Consider the following 19,839-nt stretch of genomic DNA (forward strand, 5'->3'; position numbering starts at 1 on the left):
GCGGGCGTGCTGAGCCGGCCGGGGCGACGGGCGCCGACCACGCCCCAGCATAGGGCGCGATTTCCCCATGGGAAACACTCCCCCGGCCACGTATCACAATCCCTTGACGCCCACTGATGAGCCTCGTTACGGTGTGCGTGACACTGTTTCGCATCAGGAAACGATGCAGACAACGACGTGGGGGCGGATGTGGCGATGGACACCGGTACCGCCGTGGACGAGACCACCTTCCGCCGGGTGCTGGCCCGCTGGCCGAGCGGAGTCGGCATCATCACCACCGCCGGGCCCGACGGCCGGCGCCACGGGATGACGGCGAGTTCCTTCAGCAGCGTCAGTCTGCGCCCTCCGCTCGTCCTGGTCTGCCTCGACCGCCGTATCCGCTCCCATGAACTCGTCACGCGCAACGGCGTGTTCGCCGTGAACGTGCTGGGGCGCGACCACATCGGGCTCGGCCGCCGGTTCGCCGGGCTGACGCCGGGCGTCACCGACCGGTTCGCCGAGGGCGACTGGCTGCCGGGCGCCACCGGCAGTCCCGTACTCACCGACGCCGCCGCCTGGGTGGACTGCCGGGTACGCCATGTCTACCCCGGTGGGGACCACACCATCTTCGTGGGCGAGGTGATCGCGGCCGGAGTGCCCCGCATCACCTCCCCGCTGCTGTTCCACTCCCGCTCCTGGGGCCAGCTCGCCGACCCGCTCCCGGAGAAGGTCGCCGTCGCCGACACGGGCCTGGCCCGCACGCTGGCGGCGGAGGCGGGGAACCGGCGGCGCGTGGCGCGGCTGGCGGCCGCCGTCCGCGCCGCCGGTGTGCGGGTACGGCTGCCGCGCGAGGAGCTGCGGCGCTCCCCCGCCCTGCCGGAGCGCGTCTCGGTGCGGGTGAGGGACGCCGCCGAGGCGGCGGAGGCGACGGCCGCCGGGTGCAGGGTGGTGGAGGTGACCGTCGCGGCGGACGGCGTCGCCGCCGCGGCCGCTTCCGTCGTCGCCGCGGTGGCCGGCTCCGGTGCCACGGTCGTGGGGCGCGTCGACGACGCCCTCGACCCCGCGCGCGGACGGGCCGTTCTGCAGACCGTCGGCGCGCTGCGGGAGGCGGGGTGCGGGGAGATCGCGCTGGACGAAGCCGGGCCCCGGAGCGGTGAGGAGCACGACGACGGCTCCCCGCGCCATCTGCGCAGACTCCTCCAGGACGCCGTACCGCAGGCGGGAGACGCCCTCCTGCGGCTGGCGCTGCGCGACCACCACGGCCTCGGGCTGGTCAACGCCCTCACCGCGATGAAGAACGGCGTCCGGGACTTCGACACCGGCCTGGCCGGCTGCGGCGGGCTGCTGCCCACCGAGCGCCTGCTGCTGCTGTGTGCGCGGCTCGGCGTCGAGGCGCCGGTGGAACGGGAAGCCCTGCGCCCCTGCCTGAACGAGCTGCACGCCCTGCGGTACGGGCGGCGGCGAGGCGGGCCGGTGCGCCCGGCCGCCGGCTCGTGACGGTACGCCGCCGGGTGCCGGTACGCCGCGCACGCCGCACCCATCGCGTGCCCGCGACCCACGCTCGCACGCCGCGTGCCGAGAGCCCGCACGCCGAGCACCACGCCCGCACTCCGCGGGCCCGCGCGCCGCGCGCCGTACCGATCGTGCACCGTGCACCGTGCCCCGTACCGGCTGCGCGCCGTACGCCCCACCCCAGGCACCCGAAGCCAGTGAGGAGCCGCACCCATGCCATCAGCGTCCCCACCACCCACCGCCCCCCGCCTGACCGCGGAACGCCTCCTCGACGCCATGACCCCGGCCGAACGCGCCCGGGCCGAACGCGTCGAGGCCGTCCTGCCCGCCCTGAGGGCCGCCGCCGCCCGGGCGGACGCCGAGGCCGCGTTCCCCGCCGGGCACGTGGCACTGCTGCGCGAGGCCGGCCTCCTGGGCCTGGTCGTACCGGAGGAGTACGGCGGGCTCGGCGGAACGCTGCGGGACCTGGCGGCGGCGACGTACGCCATGGGCACCGCCTGCCCGTCCACCGCGCTCGCCTACTTCTTCCACAACACCAGCGCCTCACGCGGGCTGTTGCCCCTCGAAGCCGTCCGGGCCGGGCTCTTCACCCCGGAGGAGACGGGCGACGTGACCGCCTTCGCCGAGCGGGTGCTGACGACGATGGCCTCCGGGCGGTGGCTCGCCAACTTCGCCAGTGAGTCGGCCAAGAGCGCGGGGGCGAACATCTCCATCGCCACCACCGCCGAACCGGCCGCCGGCGGCTGGCTGCTGTCCGGCGAGAAGTCCTTCGGCTGCGCCACCGGCGTCGCCGACACCTACCTCGTCACCGCGAAGCTGGAGGGGAAGGAAGGGCCCGACGCCCTGGCCCTCTTCCTCGTGCCGCGCACCGCGCCCGGTGTCGCCTCCCGCGAGCCGTGGAACGGCCTCGGCATGCGTGCCAGCGCCAACCACGGCATCCGGCTCGACGGCGTCCTCGTCCCGGAGGACCACGCACTCACCATCCCCGGCGCGTTCACCCGCATGCTCCAGGTCAGCCGGGGCAGCTTCGTCGGCAACCAGCTCGCCATCGCCGCCGTCTACACGGGCGCGGCGCAGGCGGTGTACGACCACACGCTGGAGACCCTCACCCGTCGCACGTTCGCCGACACGGGCAGGCCCATCGCGTCCAGCCCCGTGCACCAGGTGCTCATCGGTGACATGACGCAGCGCCTCCAGACCGCCTACCTGTGGCTGCGGCGCCAGTTGGAGCTGGAGACGTCCGAGCCGCCGGTGCGGCCCAAGTCCGAGGTGTTCACGCACTGGCGGCTCGGCAAGGGGTCGGTGACCGAGGCGTGCTTCGAGGTGGCGCTGGGCGCGTTGAAGGCCTGCGGCACGTCGGGGGCCACGATGGACGGACCGGTGGGCCGTGCGCTGCGTGACCTGGCCATGGGCCTGGTGATGACGTTTCCGGCGGAACGCGGCCGGCTCGAAGTGGCCGGCATCGCCACGGAGGCGCGGGAGAACGCCCTGTTCGCGACCGTGGAGGCCGACCGGTGAGATCGACCGTCCCGATCGCCGACCTGGTGGACGGTGACCGGCACCCGTGTGCCCTGGAACTCGACGTGATGCTGGAGGACCCGGCCACCGGTGAGCCCGTACGGCGGGCGACCGCGAGCTCCCCCGAACGCGTCGAGCGCGCCCTCGCCGCCGCGGCGGCGCTCCACGGGGGCGAGGGCTGGGGCGGGCTCGCCGACGAGGAGCGGGCGGACGCGCTGGAGGCGGCGGCCGCCGCCGTCGAGGCCCGCGTCCCGGAGATCGTGCGGGCCGAGGCGTACGCCACGGGTGTCCCGCTGGCCCAGACGTCGGGTCTCGGCGTCATCGTCGGAGGGGCCTTCCGCCTGGCCGCCGCGCGCCTGCGCGCCGGGCTGCTGCACGCCCGCTCCGTACGGCCGGACGGCCGGGTGGTCGAGGTGCGCCGCGCGCCGCTCGGGCCCGCGCTGTGCGTCGTGCCGTACAACGCGCCCGCGCCCATGGCCGCCCACAAGGCGGCGAGCGCGCTGGCCGCCGGCTGCCCGGTCGTCGTGAAGGCGCCGGAACTGGCCCCGTACGGTACGCAGTTGCTGGTCGAGGCGGCGGCCGAGGGGCTGGCCGCCGCCGGGGCGCCGCCGGCCGTGCTCCAGCTGCTGCACGGCGACGGCGCCACAGGGGCGCGGCTGGTGGCGGACGACAGGATCCGGGTGGTGTCGTTCACGGGAGGCACGGCGGCGGGCCGCGAGGTCGCCGCCGTATGCGGGCGGGCGCTGAAGCCCGTCCAGCTCGAACTCGGCGGGAACAACCCGCTGGTCGTACTGCCGGACGCGGACGTGGAGGTCGCCGGCCGCGTCGCCGCCGAGCTGCTCACCACGCTGAACGGCCAGTGGTGCCGGGCGCTGGGCCGGCTCGTCGTCCCGGCACCGCTGCTCGGGGACGTCCTCGACGCCGCGAGAGCGGTGCTCCGCGACCTGCGCGTCGGCGACCCGCTCGACCCTGCCACCGAGTACGGGCCGCTGGCGCACTCGCGCCACCGTGCGAGGGCGCTGGCGGCGGTCGACGCGCTGACCGGTGCGGGGGCGAAGGCCCATGCCCTCGCCGGCGTTCCGGAGCGGGGCAACTACCTGGCGCCCCTGCTGGTGACCGGCGCGCCGGAGGCGGCGACGCGCGAGGAGGTCTTCGGGCCGGTGGCCACCGTGCACCCGTACGCCGACGAGGGCGAGGCCGTGGCCCTGGCGAACTCCACCGGGTACGGGCTGGAGGGGTACGTGGTGGGCGCCGACGAGACGGCCGCGCTGGGCGTCGCACGGCGCGTCCGGGCGGGCGAGGTGAAGGTCAACGGTTCGTCCCTGCTGAGCCTGCACCCCGACACGCCCCGCCCCGCGTGGGGCTCGTCGGGGTTGGTGGACGAGGGCACGGACGAGACGGTCCTGCACTTCACCGGCGCCCGGGTCACCGGCGTGGAGGGCTCCTTCGCACTGCACACCCGCCCATGGGGCACGTCGTGAGCCGTGTCCTGGTGGCGGGCGCGGGGCCCGTGGGGCTGACCGCCGCGCTCGTCCTGGCCCGGCGCGGCATTCCGGTGACGGTCCTGGAGCAGGGGGCGGGCCTCGCGACGGAGTCGCGGGCGTCGACGTTCCATCCGCCGACCCTGGAGATGCTCGACGGGCTGGGGGTCGTCGGGGCGCTGCTCGACCGGGGGCTGGTCGCCCGCACCTTCCAGTACCGCGAGCGCCGTACCGGGCAGCCGGTCGCCGAGCTGGACCTGGCGGTGCTGGCGGACGACACGCCGTACCCGTACCGCGTGCAGTGCGAGCAGAGCAAGCTGACGCCGATCCTGCTCGACGCGCTGGGCCGGCACCCCGCGGCGGATGTGCGCTTCGGCCGCGCGGTACGGGACGTGGTGCGGGACGCCCGTGCGGTGACGGTGGTGCTCGAGGACGGCTCCCGGGTCCGCGGTGACTGGCTGATCGGCGCGGACGGGGCGCACTCGGCCGTACGACGGGCCGTGGGCGCGGGCTTCGCGGGGGTGACGTATCCCGAGCGCTTCCTCGTCGCCTCGCTGGACGAGGACCTGACGGCGGCGATGCCGGACCTGGCGCCGATCGCGTACGTCCTCGATCCGGACGAGTGGCTGGTGCTGCTGCGCACGCCCGACCACTGGCGGGTGCTGCTGCCCACGCCGGACGGCACACCGGACGCGGCCGAATTGGCGCGGCTCCCGGAGCGGCTCCGGGGCGTGTGCCCGGGTGCCCGGCCGTGGCGCGTCGCGCACGCCAGCCTGTACCGGGTCCACCAGCGGGTGGCGGACGGCTTCCGGTACGGCCGGGTGCTGCTGTGCGGGGACGCCGCGCACGTCAACAACCCGCTGGGGGGCATGGGGATGAACAGCGGCATCCACGACGCCGTCCTCATGGGCACCGCGCTCGCCGCCGTGATCGCCGGTGCGGCCCCGGACGCGGAGCTGACCCGGGCCGCCGAGGGGCGCCGGCGCTGTGCCCTGACGTACGTCGGGGCCGAGACGCATCGCAACTGGGAACGGTTGCGCGCGCGTGACGAGCCCACCCGGGCGGCGGTGCGCGAGGAGTTGCGGGCCGTGGCGGCGGACCCGGTCAGGGCGAGGGAGGCGCTGCTGCGCAGTTCGATGATCGCCTCGTTGCGGCCGGCCGGTGGTACGGAGGAGGGCGGGCGTGTCCGCTGAGTCCGTCGTCCGCCGGAACCCGGCGCGGGTGGACGAGGTCGTCGGGAGCGTGCCGGTGGCCGGAGGCGCGGCGGTGGACCGGGCCGTCGCGGCGGCGGAGGCGGCCGCCCGCTCCTGGGCCGGGGAGCCGGCGGAGGAGCGGGCCGGTGCGCTGGTGCGCGCGGCCGCCGCGCTGGACGAGGTGGCGGGCGAGGCCGCGCCGTTGCTGGCGCGCGAGTCGGGCAAGCCGGTGGCGGACTGCGCGGGCGAGATCCGTTTCTCCGGGGCCGTCCTGCGCTGGTACGGGGAGCACGCGCCCGGGCTGCTCGCCGACCGGGTCACCGACGACGCGGCGGGGCGGCTGACGGTGAGCCACCGGCCGTTCGGCGCGGTCGCGGCGCTCACGCCGTGGAACGCGCCCGTGGTGCTCACCGCCTTGAAGCTGGCGCCCGCGCTGGCGGCGGGCAACTCCGTGGTGGTCAAGCCCTCGCCGCTGGCCCCGCTGGCGGTGTCGCTGGTCCTGGAGGCGTGCGCGCGGCACGTGCCGCCGGGGCTGGTGCACGTCGTCCACGGGTACGCGGCGACGGCGCGGGCGCTCGCCGGGCACGCGGGCATCCGGAAGGTGTCCTTCACGGGCGGGCCGGAGGCGGGGCGTGCCGTGGGCGCGGTCGCCGCGGCCGCGCTGACGCCGACCACCATGGAGCTGGGCGGCAACGACGCCGCCGTGCTCCTGGACGACGCGCGGCTGTCGCGGAGCGACCTGGAACGGCTGGTGCTCGCGAGTTTCGCCACCGCCGGGCAGGTGTGCATGGCGGCCAAGCGGATCTACGTGCCACGGCGGCGGTACGAGCGGTTCGTGGCGGAGTACGTCGCGGCGGCCGAGCGCGCGCTGCTGCTCGGCGACCCGCTGCATCCCGCCACGACGGTGGGCCCGGTGATCAGTGCCGAGGCGGCGGACCGCGTCCGGCGGCTCGTCGCCGACGCCCGGGACCGGGGCGGACGCGCCGTCGAGCTGGGCGGGGTGTGTCCGGACACGGACCTGGCCGCCGGGCACTTCGTGCGGCCGGTGCTGCTGCTGGGCCTGGACGACGGCGCGCCCGTGGTGCGGGAGGAGCAGTTCGGCCCGGTGGTGCCGGTGCTGCCGTACGACGACGAGGACGAGGTGGTGGCCCGCGTCAACGCCACCGAGTACGGCCTCGGCGCTTCGGTGTGGAGCGCCGACGAGGACCGGGCGTTCGCCTTCGCACAGCGGCTCGAGGCCGGTTTCCGCTTCGTCAACACGCACAACCGCACGGGGATGTCGCTGCGGGCGCCCTTCGGCGGTGTCAAGCGCAGCGGGCACGGGCGGGAGTACGGCGCCGAGGGGCTGTACGGCTACACGCAGCCGTGTGTCACGCACGCGCCCGCGGCCTTCCGGGCGGGCGGTTCGGGGATGCCTCCCGGCGCGTACCCGGGCCCGGCGTAAGCGCCTGCCCGTAGCGGGGCGTCCGCCTCCGCTTCGACGGCGGGTATTGACAGGCCCGGCCTCCTCCGCTGTCATCCCCGTATCGCGTGCAGAAACTCAGTTTCCTTCAAGGAAACGGCTGCCCGCTCTCGGAGGATCGCATGCACCTGCCCGCCCTGCGCAAGGTGATCGTTCCGGCACTTGCCGCCCTGCTCCTCGGCGCCGTCCCGGCCACCACCGCCCACTCCGCGCCCGCCACCCCCGCCACATCCGCCGCCACCAAGGCGTCCACCACCGTCGACGTGTCGTGCGCGGTCTTCACCTACCGCCAGCCCGCCGACTGGTACTTCCCGTCCGGCACCCCGAAGGGCCTGGTCTGGCTCCAGCACGGCTTCGCCCGCGCCAACAACCACATGGCGGACCTGGCCGGGCGCTACGCCGCCGCCGGATACCTGGTGTTCGCCCCGACCCTGCGCAGCGCGGACATGTTCGGCTGCACGCTGCAGAACATCGGGAACAACAAGCCGTTCCTCGACAACGTGGCGACCTGGTTCGCCTCCGCCGGCAGCGGCTCGTCCCCACTGGCCCGAAGTTACGCGTCGGCCAAGAGCGAGGCCGGGCGCACCGATCTGGGCGCGCTGCCGTCCGCGTTCGTCTTCGCCGGCCACTCGGCGGGCGGCGAGGCGGCGGAGTACGTGGCGCAGAGACTGCGGGCCGACCACCCGGCCGCGTTCGCCAAGGTGCGCGGCCTGGTCCTGCTGGACCCGGTGAAGTCGTTCATCGGGAACAACACCGACGCCTCGCTCACCCAGCTGGCGACGACGTCCCTGCCCATCCTGACCATCTCCGCCCCCGGCTACAGCTGCAACAACAGCGGCAGCGGCACCGCCGCGCTCCAGCAGCTCCTGCCCCGCCCGTTCGTCGGCGTACGCCTGACGTCGGGCGCCCACACGGACGCGGAAGGCTCCACCACCGACAACGCGGGCACGCTGCTGTGCGGCACGCCGCAGCAGAAGAACGTCTCCGCGCTGCAGACCCTCGCGGTCGGCTGGGCGAAGGACGCCTTCGACGGGACGCGCACCGCGGACCTCTACCCCGGTGGCGCGTACTACGCGTCCCTGCTCGCCGCGGGCACCATCCAGACGCTGCCCGGCCGCACTTCCTAGTCACCGCCCTCGCCGTCATCGCCACACTCGCCCGGGGCGACATAGTCGACCGTCGCCCGGTCCGCGAGCCGCGGGCGCAGCCAGTCACCCAGCGCGCGATGCGCTGGGTGACGCTGGTAGGCGGCGAGCGCGGCGGCCGAGGTGTGCCGGGTGGTCATGCACAGGTCGTACGAGACGGCCGACCCGGTCACGTCGAGGCCCACGCGCATGGACGCGATCTCGCCGACGAGCGGGGGCAGTTCCTCCAGCCGCCTCTTCGCCTCGGGAGCGTCGGCGGGGTCGGTGAACCTCATCAGGACGACATGGACGAGCACGGCGGAACCTCCGGTCGGTCGTCGCTTCCCACCCCTGTCGCGGGGTGGCACCCGAGTGTATGTTGGGGAAACACTGTTCCGCTAGGGGAACCAGTGACCACGGGAGGCTGTCATGGCCGAGGGCTCCACCGTGCGCGTCGCCGCGGCCCAGTTCGCCGTCGGCCGCGACCGCAGCGCCAACCTGGCCGCGTGCCTCCGCGCGATCGACGCGGCCGCGCGGCGCGGCGCCCGCCTGGTGGTGCTGCCGGAGTTCTGCAACCACCTGTCCTGGTACGACGACCGGGCGCACGCGCTGCGCAGGGCGTGCCGGCCCGGTGACGACTTCCTGGCGCCGCTGGCCGCCGCGGCGGCGCGGCACCGCGTGTTCGTCAAGACCCACGTCACCCTGGCCGCACCCGGCGGGGACCGGGTGACCGCGGCCAGTCTCCTGTACGGCCCCGACGGCGCGCTCCTCGCCCACGCGGACAAGCAGGTCCTGATGGGCAGCGAGCGGGACCACCTCGACCCGGCCCTCACCCCGGGGCCCGTCGTCGACACGGCGGTCGGCAGGATCGGTCTGTACTCGTGCATGGAGGGCGTCATCAGCGAGGTGTGCCGGGGGCTCGCCGTGCGCGGCGCCCAGGTCCTCCTCAACAGCCTCAACTCCTTCGCCCTGGACGAGGCGTCGCTGCACATCCCGGTGCGGGCGGGGGAGAACAGGGTCTGGGTCGTCGCCGCCAACAAGGTCGGTCCCCTGCTGCCCGACGAGCACGTCGACACCGTCGCCGCCGGGCTGGGGGTGCCCCGCGAGGCGCTCCACGGGGCCGGGGAGAGCCAGATCGTCGCCCCCGACGGCACCGTGGTCGCCCGGGCCCCGCGCACGGGCGAGGCGGTCGTCGTCGCCGACATCGAGCCGGCGCGGGCCGACGACAAGCGGCGCCCGGACGGCACCGACGTCTTCGCCGCCCGCCGGCCCGAGCTGTACGCCCCCCTCGCGGCGCCGCCCCACCCGGCGCCGCCCTTCGCGGGGCGGCGGGCCGACGAGGTGACGGCCGCCGTCGTACGCCCCGGGGCCGGGGACCCGCGTGACGCGGTGGCCGAGACGGCGGAGCTGACCGCCCGGGCGGCCGCCCTGGGCGCGTCGCTGGTCGTGGTGCCGGAGCTGTTCTGCTTCCCCGGCGGAGTCGTCGACCCCGCGGCCGGCGCGGCTCCGGCCAAGGAGGCACTGGCCAAGGAGGCACTGGCCGCGCTGACCGGCGCGCTCGCCGGCACCGACACGTACCTCGCCTGCACCCTGCCCCACGAGCGCGTCCACACCGGTTACCTGCTCCGTGCCGACGGCCCCGTCCTCGTACAGCCCCAGCTGCACCGCAGTACGCGGCACGCGGCCTGGGCCGACGGTCCGCCCGGGTCGCGGCTCCACACGTACGACGCCCCGTGGGGCAGGGTGGCGGTGGTCGTCGGCGACGACGGCCTGTACCCGGAGACCTTCCGGCTCGCCGCGCTCGCCGGGGCGGACACGGCCGCCGTCTGCTTCACCGGGACGGAGGGCTGGGAGAGCTCCCTCGGGCTCCCGGAGCGCAGCGCCGAGAACCGCGTGAACGTGGTGGCCGCCGGTCACGCCACCGGCGCGATCCACCGCCTGCCGCGGGACTTCGGCCTGTGGCAGGCCCGTGGGGCGGCGCCCTTCGACGGCCGGATCAGCCACCCCGACACCACCCCGGCGGACGGCCGCCTCACCCTCGCCCCCATCCGGCCGGGCCAGGCCGCCCGCCGTCTCGTCTCGCGCGGAACCGACCTCGTCGACGGACGGCCCTGGCACCTCGCCGGGGCCCTCGTCGCGGCCGCACGCCCAGGAGGAGCATCGTGAGCGACACCCTCAAGGCCGTCCAGGACATGACGGACGAAGCCCCGGTCACCGACGTGACCGACACCTTCGAGCAGTGGCGCGCGCTGCTCATCGAGCTCAAGGAGAAGATCGACGCCCGCTTCGAGCTCCACCGGGACCCGTCCACCAAGGACCTGGAGAGCTACGGTTCGCCGCCCGCGAGCCCCGGCGGCTCGCTGGCCGCGTACACCGGCCCGGAGGTCGACTGGATGGTGCACTCGTGGCTGGGCAATCCCACGCGCGGCTTCGCCAACCTCCACCTGACCGTGTGGCTCGGCCCGCACGTCCGCGTCCCCCACCTGGGCATCGCCCTGCTCTGCTGGCCCGGCGGCTGGTTCTACCTCGACTCCGTACCGCGTACCAACCTGCTCGCCGACGGCGACTACTACGACCGCTACTACGAGCCCGTCGCCCGGGAGTGGCTGTCCGTACGCGAGGAGAATCCGGAGCTGTCGTGGTTCACCAGCCGCGCCGGCTTCATCCGGGCGAGCCTCTCCCCCACCGCGTACTGCTACGCGATGCCCCGCGACGAGCACCACGTCGCGCTCGTGCGGCGGCTGACGCACGCGCACGTGGACCGCTGGCTGGGGTGGGTGGACGAGGCGGAGCCCGTACCGGAGGAGCAGCGGGCCGCGCTCGCCGCCGCCGACCTGGCGACCCGCCGCAACATCGCCGAACGCGACCCCGCCAACGTCATGGGCGTGCGGTACTTCGGCGAGGAGACCACCAACCGGCTGGTGCGCGCCCTGTGGGGCGGGGACCGTGAACTGCCCCGCTTCGGCGGGCCCGCGTCATGAGCCAGGTGCGGTCCGTGTGGTGGGCCACCCGCGTGCCGGGCCTCAAGGAGCCGTTCGACACGGCCCACCTGCGCGTGTTCTACCCTGCCCGGCACACGGGTTCCGACGCCGAACGCCTGACGGGCGAGGTGCCGGCCGATCCGTCCCGCGCCCCGCACCCCGTCGTGCTGCTCCTGCCCGGCATCAACGTCGGGCAGGACGCGTACCGCTGGCTCGCCATCGCTCTCGCCGAGAAGGGCCTGGTGACGGTCACGGCGGACCTGGTGGGTGAGCTGTTCGCCGGCAGCCACGGCCTGACCCCGGCCGTCGACCTCGACGCCGCGTCCCCCGCCGGGTACGGCTCCCGGCCCACCACCCCGCTCATCGGGGCGCTGCTCACCGCGCTGGGGGAGCTGGCGGGCCGGGCGCCCCTGGCCGGCCTGCTCGACCTGGACCGCGTCGCGCTGGGCGGGCACTCGGCGGGCGGCACCGTGGCGCTGCAGTCCGCCGGGTTCACGCCGGGCGTCCGCGCCGTCTTCACGTACGGCGCCCATACGCTGGTCGCCTCGATGCTGGGCTGGCCGCCCGGCACGGTGCTGCCGGTGAGCGGCACCGCGCCGGTCCTGCTGCTGTCCGGCGAGACGGACGGCGTGATCGCCGCGAGCACGGACCGGTACGGCGGTGAGGGCGCGTCCGATCCGGTGGAGCGCACCTTCGCCGAGGCGCTGCGGGACGCGGACGGCGCGCACGTCTGGGCGCGGCTCACCGGCGCGGGGCACTTCACGCCGTGCGATCCGCACGACCCCACGTCGGCCCGCGGGTTCCTGGAGCGGCCCGGTGGGGCCCAGCGCTCGGCACGGGCCCTGCTGGCCCGGCTCGTCACGCTGTTCTGTACCGCCCACCTGCGCGGCGACGCCGCGGCCCACGGCGCGCTCGCGTCACTGCTCGCCCCGCCCCACCCCGGCCTCGCCCTGGTGCGTCGCCGCTGACTTCCCCACTCCAACGATGAGGAGCGGCACGGATGCTCAAGAATTTCTGGTACGCGGTCGAGTTCGCCGACCGCGTCGGGCGCACGCCCCGGAAGGTGGTGTGCCTGGGCCAGTCGCTCGTGCTGTACCGCACCGGCGCCGGCCGCCCCGTCGCCCTGTCCGACCTGTGCGCGCACCGGGGCGCGGCCCTGTCCGCCGGCACCCTGGCGGGTGACTGCGTGGTCTGCCCGTACCACGGGTGGCGGTTCGACGCGGACGGGGCGTGCACGCTCATCCCGGCCAACCAGCCGGGGCGGGGCATCCCGAGGAAGGCGCGGGTGGACGCCTACCCCGTCCAGGAGAAGTACGGCTTCGTGTGGGTGTTCCTCGGCGACCTGCCTCCGGAGGAGCGGCCCCCGATCCCGGTATGGCCCGAGTTCGACGAACTGGTCGAGAACGGGGGCCGGTTCAAGGCGGTCCGGGGCGAGTACATGTGGCGCTCCAACTACGAGCGGGTGCTGGAGAACGGCTGCGACATCGCGCACACCCCCTTCGTCCACGCGGGTTCCTTCGGGAACCCGGACCGGCCGGAGGTCGAGGAGTACGCGCTGGAGCAGCCCGACGAGTGGTCGGCCTTCGCGACGGTCGCCCTCCACCCGCCCACCGCCAAGGGGCTGTGGGCGCGGCTGTACGCCGACCGCAGGGCGCGGGCGAAGGACCGGCCGCCGGTGGTGACCACGGCCGGCTGGATGCTGCCGAACCTGATCAAGCTCCATGTGCGGCTGCCGCTGGGCAGCATGGTCATCTACGACACCAACATCCCGGTGGACGAGACGACGACCCTGGTGAAGTGGGTGGCGCTGCGGGACTTCTTCACCGGTGCGTGGGCCGACGGCAACACCCGCAAGCGCGTCATGAAGATCTTCGGCCAGGACGCCCCGGTCGTGGACGGCACCCGCCCCGAGCTGCTCCCCGCCGACCTGGGCGCGGAGCTGCACCTGCGATCGGACCTGATCTCGGTCGCGTACCGCCGCAAGCGCCAGGAACTGGCCGCGAAGGGGTGGATGGTCGGTGCGGCCGACCGCATCACGGGCGACGTCCCGGCACGCACCGCCACCGTGATCCCCTCACCGGGGCGGCGTGACGTCCCCGAGTTCGCCCGCGCCTGGGAGCAGAAGGCGCACGGCTTCCACCCCACCGCCGGCCACCCCACCGTCGAGAGCGAGTGATCATGTCGGAAACGGCGCTGTCCCCGTCCGCCGAGCTGTCGGCCCTGGTCCTCGACCGGCTCGTCGCCGGAACGGGGGTGGTGGAGCGACCCACCGAGTGGGCGGCCCTGCGCGGCCCCTCCTTCCCCGAACCGGTCGGCCGCGTACGGTACTTCACCGGCGACCGGGGCGTGTCCGTCGCGTCGGTGGTGTACATCGGGCTGGTGCTGCCCGCGGCGGGGCTGGACAGCCACATGGTGTTCGCCTTCGGCGCGGACGACGGCCCGCTGCCCCACTTCACGCTCGACTCGGTGTACGCGGGCGGCGGTTACGCCTTCCACCTGGACCTGGTGCAGCGGGCCGACCTCGCCGCCCATCCGGTGTACACCGACACCGTGTACGGGCCGCTCACGAAACCGCACGCCCGCGCCGCCGAGATACCCGGACTCACCGCGGCGGCCGTCGGTCCGCGCCAGCGGTCCCTGATGTCCCCGTGGATGCTGGTGCACCGCGCCGACGAGGCGGCCCTGCGCGCGGTGGGCCCGATCGTGGAGGAGTACGCGGACCACTGGCTGTCGCTCGCCGCCGCGATGCCCGCCGAGGCGGCCGGTGAACTCGCCGGCACCGACCTGGCCGTACGGGACCGGCGGCTGCGGTCCGCGCTGTTCAGCCGGGAGATCGACCCGGTGTGGAACCGGGTCGACCGGCTGCTCGGCCCCGCGACGACGGACCGCCTGCGGCACCTGCTGATCACCGGACGGCCGGAGGGGACGCGATGACCCCGTCCTCCCCCAGCGCCTGGCAGCAGCGCATCGCGGGCGAGTGGCACGGCCGCCCGTCCCTCTTCGACGCCCACGGCACCTGGTGCGGCTACGAGGACATCCGCCGCTCGTCCGATGCGGAGGACGGCGCCACCGTCTACCGCATGGACGGCGGCCTCACGGGCGGCGGGCCGCTCGCCGGGCGGTTCCGCCTCGCCGCGCCCTTCGCGTTCACCGTGGGCGACGCCGACGACAACCGCCTCTACCAGGGGCCCGACTTCCACGGCAGCGGGCAGCCGTACGGCTCCTTCGTCGACGCCCACTACTACGGCCCCGGCTGGCAGGTGGGCCTGAACACCTGGAACCACGTCCTGCCCGACGGCGCCACCCAGGTCTACTCCTCGGTCCTGTACCAGGGCTGGACCGTCGTCGGCTGCTTCAACGGCCTGTACGTCAGGACCACGGACCACGACACCGACCCCGCCACCCGGCGGGCCGTCGCCGCGCACCGGGACGCCGAGACCGCCAACGGCCCCGTGCCGTGGATCCTGCCGACCAAGCAGGCGGGGAGGTTCGCGGGCGACTGCGAGCTGTGGGGCGCGGACCAGAAGCCGCTGGGCACGGTCCGGGTCGTCCACCGGCTCACCCCGCTGGACCTGTTGCGCGCCGAGCACCGGGTCACCTGGACGGGCGGCGGGCTCGACCGGGCCTTCACCGTGGTGCGGCGGCGGGACGGGACGCGGGAGTTCTGGGAGGGGCCCGACGCCTGGGGCGGCGCCCAGGCGTTCGGCCGCGCGAACTTCCCGCTGTGGCACTTCACGGACGGCGACGTCCACCGGGTGAGGGCGCGGGAGTTCGCCCTGGACGCCACGGCCGGCATGTCGGCGGGCGGACGGCTGGCCGTCACGTACGAGCTGTTCGGCGGCAACGTCCTCACGGGCGTCCTGCACGGCGTGCTGACCTGGGAGGCGGAGTCGTGAGCGGCGGCACCGTCGTGGTGGTGACGGGTGGCACGCGCGGGATCGGCCAGGGGCTCGTACGGGCGTTCCTGGCGCGTGGCTGCCGCGTGGCGCTGTGCGGCCGCCGGGAGGGCGAGCCGCCCGGCCCGCCGGACCGGGTGCTGGGGCGGGTGGCTGACGTCACCGACCGGGCACAGGTGCAGGAGCTGTGGGACGCCGCGTACGACCGCTACGGGCGGGTCGACGTCTGGATCAACAACGCGGGTGCCGCCGCGCCCCGCCGCCCGCTGTGGGAACTGACCGCGGGGGACGTCGAGGCGGTGACGGCGGCGAACCTGCTGGGCACCGCGCACGGTTCGGCGGTCGCGGTGACCGGCTTCCTCGCCCAGGGGCGGGGGCGGCTGTGGAACATGGAAGGCTTCGGCTCCGACGGGCGCGTGCTGCCCGGCCTCGGCGCGTACGGCGCCACGAAGAGCGCGGTCACGTACCTGACGCGGGCCCTGGCCGCCGACCTCGACGAGCGGGCCGGGACCCGCCCGCACGATGTGCGGGCGTTGCGGCTGTCCCCCGGGATGCTCGTGACCGACCTGCTGGTCCACGGCTACACCCCGGAGGAGTACGCGAAGGCGCGCAAGGTCCTCGACGTCCTGGCCGACCGGGTGGAGACGGTGACCCCGTGGCTCGCGGACCGGATCCTCGCCGACCGCACCCGCAACGGGGGCCGCGTGGCGTGGCTGACCCGCCGCAAGGCGGCCGCCCGGTTCGCCGCCGCGGCTTTCCGGAGCAGGGATGTGCTCCCGGCGACGGTCCCGGAACGGTGAGCGCCGTGGACTACCCCGTCGCGCTCGCCCTGGAGGACTTCGTCCCGGTGGTGCTGACCGGTGTGGCGGCCGCGCGGCTGGTGCGGCCGGTCGGCCGCGCCGTCCCCCGCGGCCGTACCGTCGCGGCCGCCGGCGCCGCCCTGGTCTTCGCCGGGGGCCTGTCGAAGGCGGGCTGGAAGCTCACCGTGGCGCTGGACGGGCCCGACATCCAGCCCCTCAACAAGGCGCTCTTCCCGCTCCTCGCGCTGGGGTTCCTGCTCCTGGCGCACGCGCTGCTCAGCGTGCCCGTGGCCGCGGGTCCGCAGGCCTCCCGGACGCCCCCGCTGTGGGGCTTCGCCGTGACGTGGGCGGCGGCCGCCGCCGGCTCCCTGGCGCTCCGCACGACGATGCCGCTGATGGTGCTCACGATCGCGGCGGTGACGGTCTGCGGCGTACGGCTGATCCTGCTGGCGCGCGCGGCCGGGGAGTCCCGCGCGGCCGCGGCCACCGGTGTGTGGCTGCTGGGCACGTACGCGCTCGGCCCGCTCGCCGCCCGGCCCGACCAGAGCGTGGCACTGCAGTGGGTGGAGCAGTCCTGCAACACCCTCACGCAGGCCGCCCTCGTGTACGCGGCCTGGCGCCTGTCCGCCCCCGCCTCCTCCGCCTCCTCCTTCCGAAAGGTGTCCCTGTGACCGACGCCCTCGGCTGGCGCCGCACGTTCGGCGTCATCGCCCCCAGTACGAACACGATCGTGGAGCCCGACTTCTACCGGATGACGGTGCCCGGTGTGACCGCCCACGTCTCGCGCATCCACATCCGCGACCAGAACATGGCGGGCGACGCGGGCATGGAGCGGCTGCTGGAGCAGATACGCGACGAGATCGGCGCCGCCTGCGAGCGGGTGCTGACCTGCGAGCCCGACTACATGGTGATGGGCATGTCCGCCGAGACCTTCTGGGGCGGGGTGGCGGGCAACCGGGCCTTCGTGAAGCAGATCCACGACATCACCGGGCTCCAGGTGGCCACCGGCGCGGAGGCGTGCGAGCGCGCGCTGCGCCTGTACGGCGCCCGGCGCATCGGCGTGGTGACGCCGTACCAGCCGGTCGGGGACGCGAACGTACGGCGGTTCTTCGGCGAACTGGGCTTCGACGTCGCCGGGGTGACCGGCCTGCGCTGCCCGACGGCCGTCTCCATCGCCCACGTCGGGGAGGAGCGGCTGCGCGAGGCGCTGACCGGTCTGGCCGCGCTCGACGGGGTGGACGCCCTGGTCCAGTGCGGGACGAACCTGTCCATGGTGGCGCTGGCCGACGAGGCCGAACGGTGGCTGGGCCTTCCGGTGATCGCCATCAACGCCGCCACGTGGTGGATGGCGCTGCGCGACAGCGGCATCGAGGACAAGGTGTACGGCGCCGGGTCACTCCTGCGCGACCACTGAGCCGGCGCGTGCGCGGCCCTCGCGCAGTGCGGCGACCAGCCCGGCCAGCATGAGCGCCTCGCCCGCGTTGCCGAGCGGCGGCACGGCCACGGCCGCCGCCGAGGCGGCGAACACGGCGACCGCCCCCGCGGCGACCCACGGCACGCGCCGACGCCGCCAGAGCACCACGCCCGCCCCGAGCAGCAGGAGCATCGCCGCGACCGCGGCCACCGGCACCCCGCCGGGCTCCGCGTCCGCGTACCGCAGGGTGTCCGCCCACCGCCGCGGTACGAGGTCCAGGCCCGGCAGGGTGGCCCAGGCCCCGGCGGCGGCGAGCACGCACGCCGTGCCCCACGCCCCGGCCACCACCGCGCGCCCGCCGCGCAGCAGCATCGCCGCGCAGGGCACCACCAGCGGCGTGAGCAGGGCGTGGAGGACGTACCGACCGGTGCTGAGCGCCTGCAGGAGCGCGCCGGGGCCCAGCACCGTACCGGCGGCGACGACGGCCGAGTCGTACGCGAGGGCACAGCCGAGCAGCGCGGTCCACGCTCCGGGGCGCGGGCCGCGCAGGGCGACGGCGGCGAGCGCCAGCTGCACGGCGGCGAGAAGCGCGAGTACCGGGGAGAACACCGTGTCCCCCCGGCTCAGTGGGTGTAGAGCGACTCGATGAGCTGCGCGTACCGCTGCTCCACCGCCGCTCGGCGCACCTTGAGCGTCACGGTGAGCTCGGGCCCGCCGGGTTCCCACGTGTCGCGCAGGATGGCGTGGGCGCGGACGCGTTCGGGGCGGGAGAGCCGGGTGTTGGCGTCCTCGACGGCGGCGGCGATCTCCCTCTCGACGTCGGCCGTGGCCCGGGCGGCGACGGCCTCGCGGTCCAGGACGAGGAGGGCGACGTTGCAGGGGCGGCCGTCGCCGACGACCACGGCGTGCGCGATCAGGGGTGAGGCGCCCCGCAGGACACCCTCGATGCGGGTGGGCGACATGTTCTTGCCGCCCGTGTTGATGATGATGTCCTTCTTGCGGTCGACGATGGTGACGTTCCCTTCGCCGTCGACGGTGACGAGGTCGCCGGTGTGGAGCCAGCCGTCCGGGTCGACGGCCTGTGCGGTGAGGTCGGGCTCGTCGCGGTAGCCACGCATCAGGAAGGGCGCCTTCACCAGCAGTTCGCCGTCCTCGGCGACCCGTATGCGGGCGCCCGGCACGGGCCGGCCGACGGTGCCGGGCCTGGGGTCGCCGGGCGGGTTCATCAGCGCCATGCCGGACAGCTCGGACATGCCCCAGGCGTCGCCGAGGGGCACACCGAGGGCGTGGAAGAACTCCACCAGTTCCGGCGGCGCGGGTGCGGCTCCGGTGACGCAGACCCGGGCGCGGTCGAGGCCGATCCTCTTGCGCAGTTCGGCGAGGACCGGTTCGGCCGCGTCGAGTTCCTCGGCCTGTTCGGCCGTCAGTGTTCCGGCGCGCCGGCCGGGGCCGAGGCGGCGTGCGGTGCCGACGCAGCCCTCCACCAGGGTTCGCAGTCCCGGGTCGGCGGCGGCGAGGGCCGCGTCCAGCCCGGCTTTCAGCCGCTGCCAGACGACGGGCACCGCGCCGAAGAGGGTGGGGCGTACGGACGTGAGGGCGTCGGGCAGCTCCTTGAGGTCGGGTACGCAGGTCAGGCGGGTGCCGAAGCGGATGTTCGTGTAGTGCGAGGCCCAGCGGTCGGCGATGTGCGCGGCGGGCAGGAAGGACAGGTGGCTGTCCTCGTGCGTGATGCCGAGGAGCTGCTCCGTGGCGTCCAGCTGGGCCGTCATGCCGGCGTGGGTGACCTCCACGGCCTTGGAGCGGCCGGTGGTTCCGGACGTGTGGATCAGCGTGAGGACGTCACCGGGCCGTACGCGCCGCCAGGCCGCCCCGAAGTCGAAGTCCGCCGGTGCGGCGGCCTCCACCGCGGCCAGCTCGGTGGCCCCTTCGGCCGGCCCGTCCACGGTGACGAGGTGTGCGACGTCCGTACCGGTGAGGGACCGCCGGAGCACGGGCAGGAAGCGCCGCTCGGTGACGAGGACGCGTGCCCGCGCCCGGGCGAGTACGTCGGTGAGCTGGTCCGGGGGCAGGGTGTTGTAGAGCGAGAACGGTATGGCGCCGAGGTGGAAGGCGGCGCAGTCGGCCACGTGGAACTCGGGCCGGTTGGTGAGCATCAGGGCCACGGTGTCGCCGTGCCGGACGCCCAGGCCGTGCAGCCCGGCGGCGACCGAGGCGACGCGCTCGGCGTACTGGGCCCAGGTCAGCACGTCGCCCTGGACGGTGTGGAGGGCGGGTGCCTGGGGCCGGGTGGCGGCGGTGCGCTGGAAGGTCTCGCAGAGGGTCGCGGCGTCGGGCATGACGGCTCCTCGGTGTGGGATGGGGTTGGGCCTGTCTTTCGGACCAGGCCCTAGGGAGTGTCCGCAAAGTAGCGTCGTCCGCCCGCGAGGGCGGGCCTGGCGGCGTCTGGTGCGTGCGATCGCAAGGCGGAGGATGGAGCCAC

18 protein-coding genes are annotated in these 19,839 nt (G+C 75.0%); 15 read left to right on the plus strand and 3 right to left on the minus strand.

The window, feature by feature from the left end; all coding sequences use genetic code 11:
- Positions 1 to 195 precede the first annotated feature (195 nt).
- From AB0A69_RS26210 to AB0A69_RS26235, 6 genes are all read left to right on the plus strand, one after another.
- Positions 196 to 1,476 carry a flavin reductase gene (locus AB0A69_RS26210; RefSeq protein WP_361426793.1) on the plus strand — a complete coding sequence of 427 codons (1,281 nt, stop codon included), beginning with the start codon at positions 196 to 198 and terminating at the stop codon, positions 1,474 to 1,476.
- 228 nt (positions 1,477 to 1,704) lie between these two features.
- On the plus strand, positions 1,705 to 3,009 hold the full coding sequence (locus tag AB0A69_RS26215) for an acyl-CoA dehydrogenase (protein ID WP_361426796.1): 1,305 nt from the start codon (positions 1,705 to 1,707) through the stop codon (positions 3,007 to 3,009).
- Complete coding sequence (locus AB0A69_RS26220; RefSeq protein ID WP_361426799.1) at positions 3,006 to 4,490, plus strand: aldehyde dehydrogenase; 1,485 nt, start codon at positions 3,006 to 3,008, stop codon at positions 4,488 to 4,490. Before AB0A69_RS26215 ends, AB0A69_RS26220 begins: the two co-directional genes overlap by 4 nt.
- Complete coding sequence (locus AB0A69_RS26225) at positions 4,487 to 5,683, plus strand: NAD(P)/FAD-dependent oxidoreductase (protein WP_361426802.1); 1,197 nt, start codon at positions 4,487 to 4,489, stop codon at positions 5,681 to 5,683. Before AB0A69_RS26220 ends, AB0A69_RS26225 begins: the two co-directional genes overlap by 4 nt.
- The gene (locus tag AB0A69_RS26230) at positions 5,673 to 7,127 is read left to right on the plus strand and encodes an aldehyde dehydrogenase family protein (protein ID WP_361426805.1); all 1,455 of its coding nucleotides are present in this window, start codon (positions 5,673 to 5,675) and stop codon (positions 7,125 to 7,127) included. The genes AB0A69_RS26225 and AB0A69_RS26230 overlap by 11 nt, the downstream gene beginning before the upstream one ends.
- Before the next feature lie 140 nt (positions 7,128 to 7,267).
- Positions 7,268 to 8,272, plus strand: a complete 1,005-nt coding sequence (locus tag AB0A69_RS26235) for an alpha/beta hydrolase fold domain-containing protein (RefSeq protein ID WP_361426808.1) — start codon at positions 7,268 to 7,270, stop codon at positions 8,270 to 8,272.
- Here AB0A69_RS26235 and AB0A69_RS26240 read toward each other — a convergent pair.
- Entirely contained in the window at positions 8,269 to 8,586 is a 318-nt protein-coding gene (locus AB0A69_RS26240) for a Dabb family protein (protein ID WP_361426811.1), read from the minus strand. The genes AB0A69_RS26235 and AB0A69_RS26240 overlap by 4 nt on opposite strands.
- Positions 8,587 to 8,698: 112 nt before the next feature.
- Between AB0A69_RS26240 and AB0A69_RS26245 the strand changes: the two genes are divergently transcribed.
- Genes AB0A69_RS26245 through AB0A69_RS26285 form a run of 9 tightly spaced genes read left to right on the plus strand, consistent with a single transcriptional unit; the run spans position 8,699 to position 17,360 of the window.
- Positions 8,699 to 10,435: a nitrilase-related carbon-nitrogen hydrolase gene (locus AB0A69_RS26245; RefSeq protein WP_361426814.1), complete on the plus strand. Its 1,737-nt coding sequence runs from the start codon at positions 8,699 to 8,701 to the stop codon at positions 10,433 to 10,435.
- The gene (locus tag AB0A69_RS26250) at positions 10,432 to 11,250 is read left to right on the plus strand and encodes a hypothetical protein (protein ID WP_361426817.1); all 819 of its coding nucleotides are present in this window, start codon (positions 10,432 to 10,434) and stop codon (positions 11,248 to 11,250) included. The genes AB0A69_RS26245 and AB0A69_RS26250 overlap by 4 nt, the downstream gene beginning before the upstream one ends.
- A complete protein-coding gene (locus AB0A69_RS26255) occupies positions 11,247 to 12,218 on the plus strand; it encodes a hypothetical protein (protein ID WP_361426820.1) in 972 nt (323 codons plus the stop codon). The genes AB0A69_RS26250 and AB0A69_RS26255 overlap by 4 nt, the downstream gene beginning before the upstream one ends.
- A gap of 32 nt (positions 12,219 to 12,250) precedes the next feature.
- Positions 12,251 to 13,426, plus strand: a complete 1,176-nt coding sequence (locus AB0A69_RS26260) for an aromatic ring-hydroxylating dioxygenase subunit alpha (RefSeq protein WP_361426823.1) — start codon at positions 12,251 to 12,253, stop codon at positions 13,424 to 13,426.
- Between the two features lie 2 nt (positions 13,427 to 13,428).
- Entirely contained in the window at positions 13,429 to 14,184 is a 756-nt protein-coding gene (locus AB0A69_RS26265) for a hypothetical protein (RefSeq protein WP_361426826.1), read from the plus strand.
- Positions 14,181 to 15,146, plus strand: a complete 966-nt coding sequence (locus tag AB0A69_RS26270; RefSeq protein ID WP_361426829.1) for a hypothetical protein — start codon at positions 14,181 to 14,183, stop codon at positions 15,144 to 15,146. Before AB0A69_RS26265 ends, AB0A69_RS26270 begins: the two co-directional genes overlap by 4 nt.
- Positions 15,143 to 15,946 carry an SDR family oxidoreductase gene (locus tag AB0A69_RS26275; RefSeq protein ID WP_361426832.1) on the plus strand — a complete coding sequence of 268 codons (804 nt, stop codon included), beginning with the start codon at positions 15,143 to 15,145 and terminating at the stop codon, positions 15,944 to 15,946. The genes AB0A69_RS26270 and AB0A69_RS26275 overlap by 4 nt, the downstream gene beginning before the upstream one ends.
- 5 nt (positions 15,947 to 15,951) lie before the next feature.
- The gene (locus AB0A69_RS26280; RefSeq protein ID WP_361426835.1) at positions 15,952 to 16,617 is read left to right on the plus strand and encodes a hypothetical protein; all 666 of its coding nucleotides are present in this window, start codon (positions 15,952 to 15,954) and stop codon (positions 16,615 to 16,617) included.
- A complete protein-coding gene (locus AB0A69_RS26285; RefSeq protein ID WP_361426838.1) occupies positions 16,614 to 17,360 on the plus strand; it encodes an arylmalonate decarboxylase in 747 nt (248 codons plus the stop codon). Before AB0A69_RS26280 ends, AB0A69_RS26285 begins: the two co-directional genes overlap by 4 nt.
- On the opposite strand, the gene AB0A69_RS26290 is transcribed toward AB0A69_RS26285, so the two are convergent.
- Positions 17,340 to 17,969 (minus strand): hypothetical protein, encoded by a 630-nt coding sequence (locus AB0A69_RS26290; protein ID WP_361426841.1) that lies wholly within the window; start codon positions 17,967 to 17,969, stop codon positions 17,340 to 17,342. The two genes, AB0A69_RS26285 and AB0A69_RS26290, sit on opposite strands and share 21 nt — an antisense overlap.
- A gap of 14 nt (positions 17,970 to 17,983) precedes the next feature.
- The gene (locus AB0A69_RS26295; protein WP_361426844.1) at positions 17,984 to 19,696 is read right to left on the minus strand and encodes an AMP-dependent synthetase/ligase; all 1,713 of its coding nucleotides are present in this window, start codon (positions 19,694 to 19,696) and stop codon (positions 17,984 to 17,986) included.
- Positions 19,697 to 19,839 lie beyond the last annotated feature (143 nt).

The sequence above is a fragment of the Streptomyces sp. NPDC045431 genome, assembly GCF_040646655.1.
Taxonomy (GTDB): domain Bacteria; phylum Actinomycetota; class Actinomycetes; order Streptomycetales; family Streptomycetaceae; genus Streptomyces.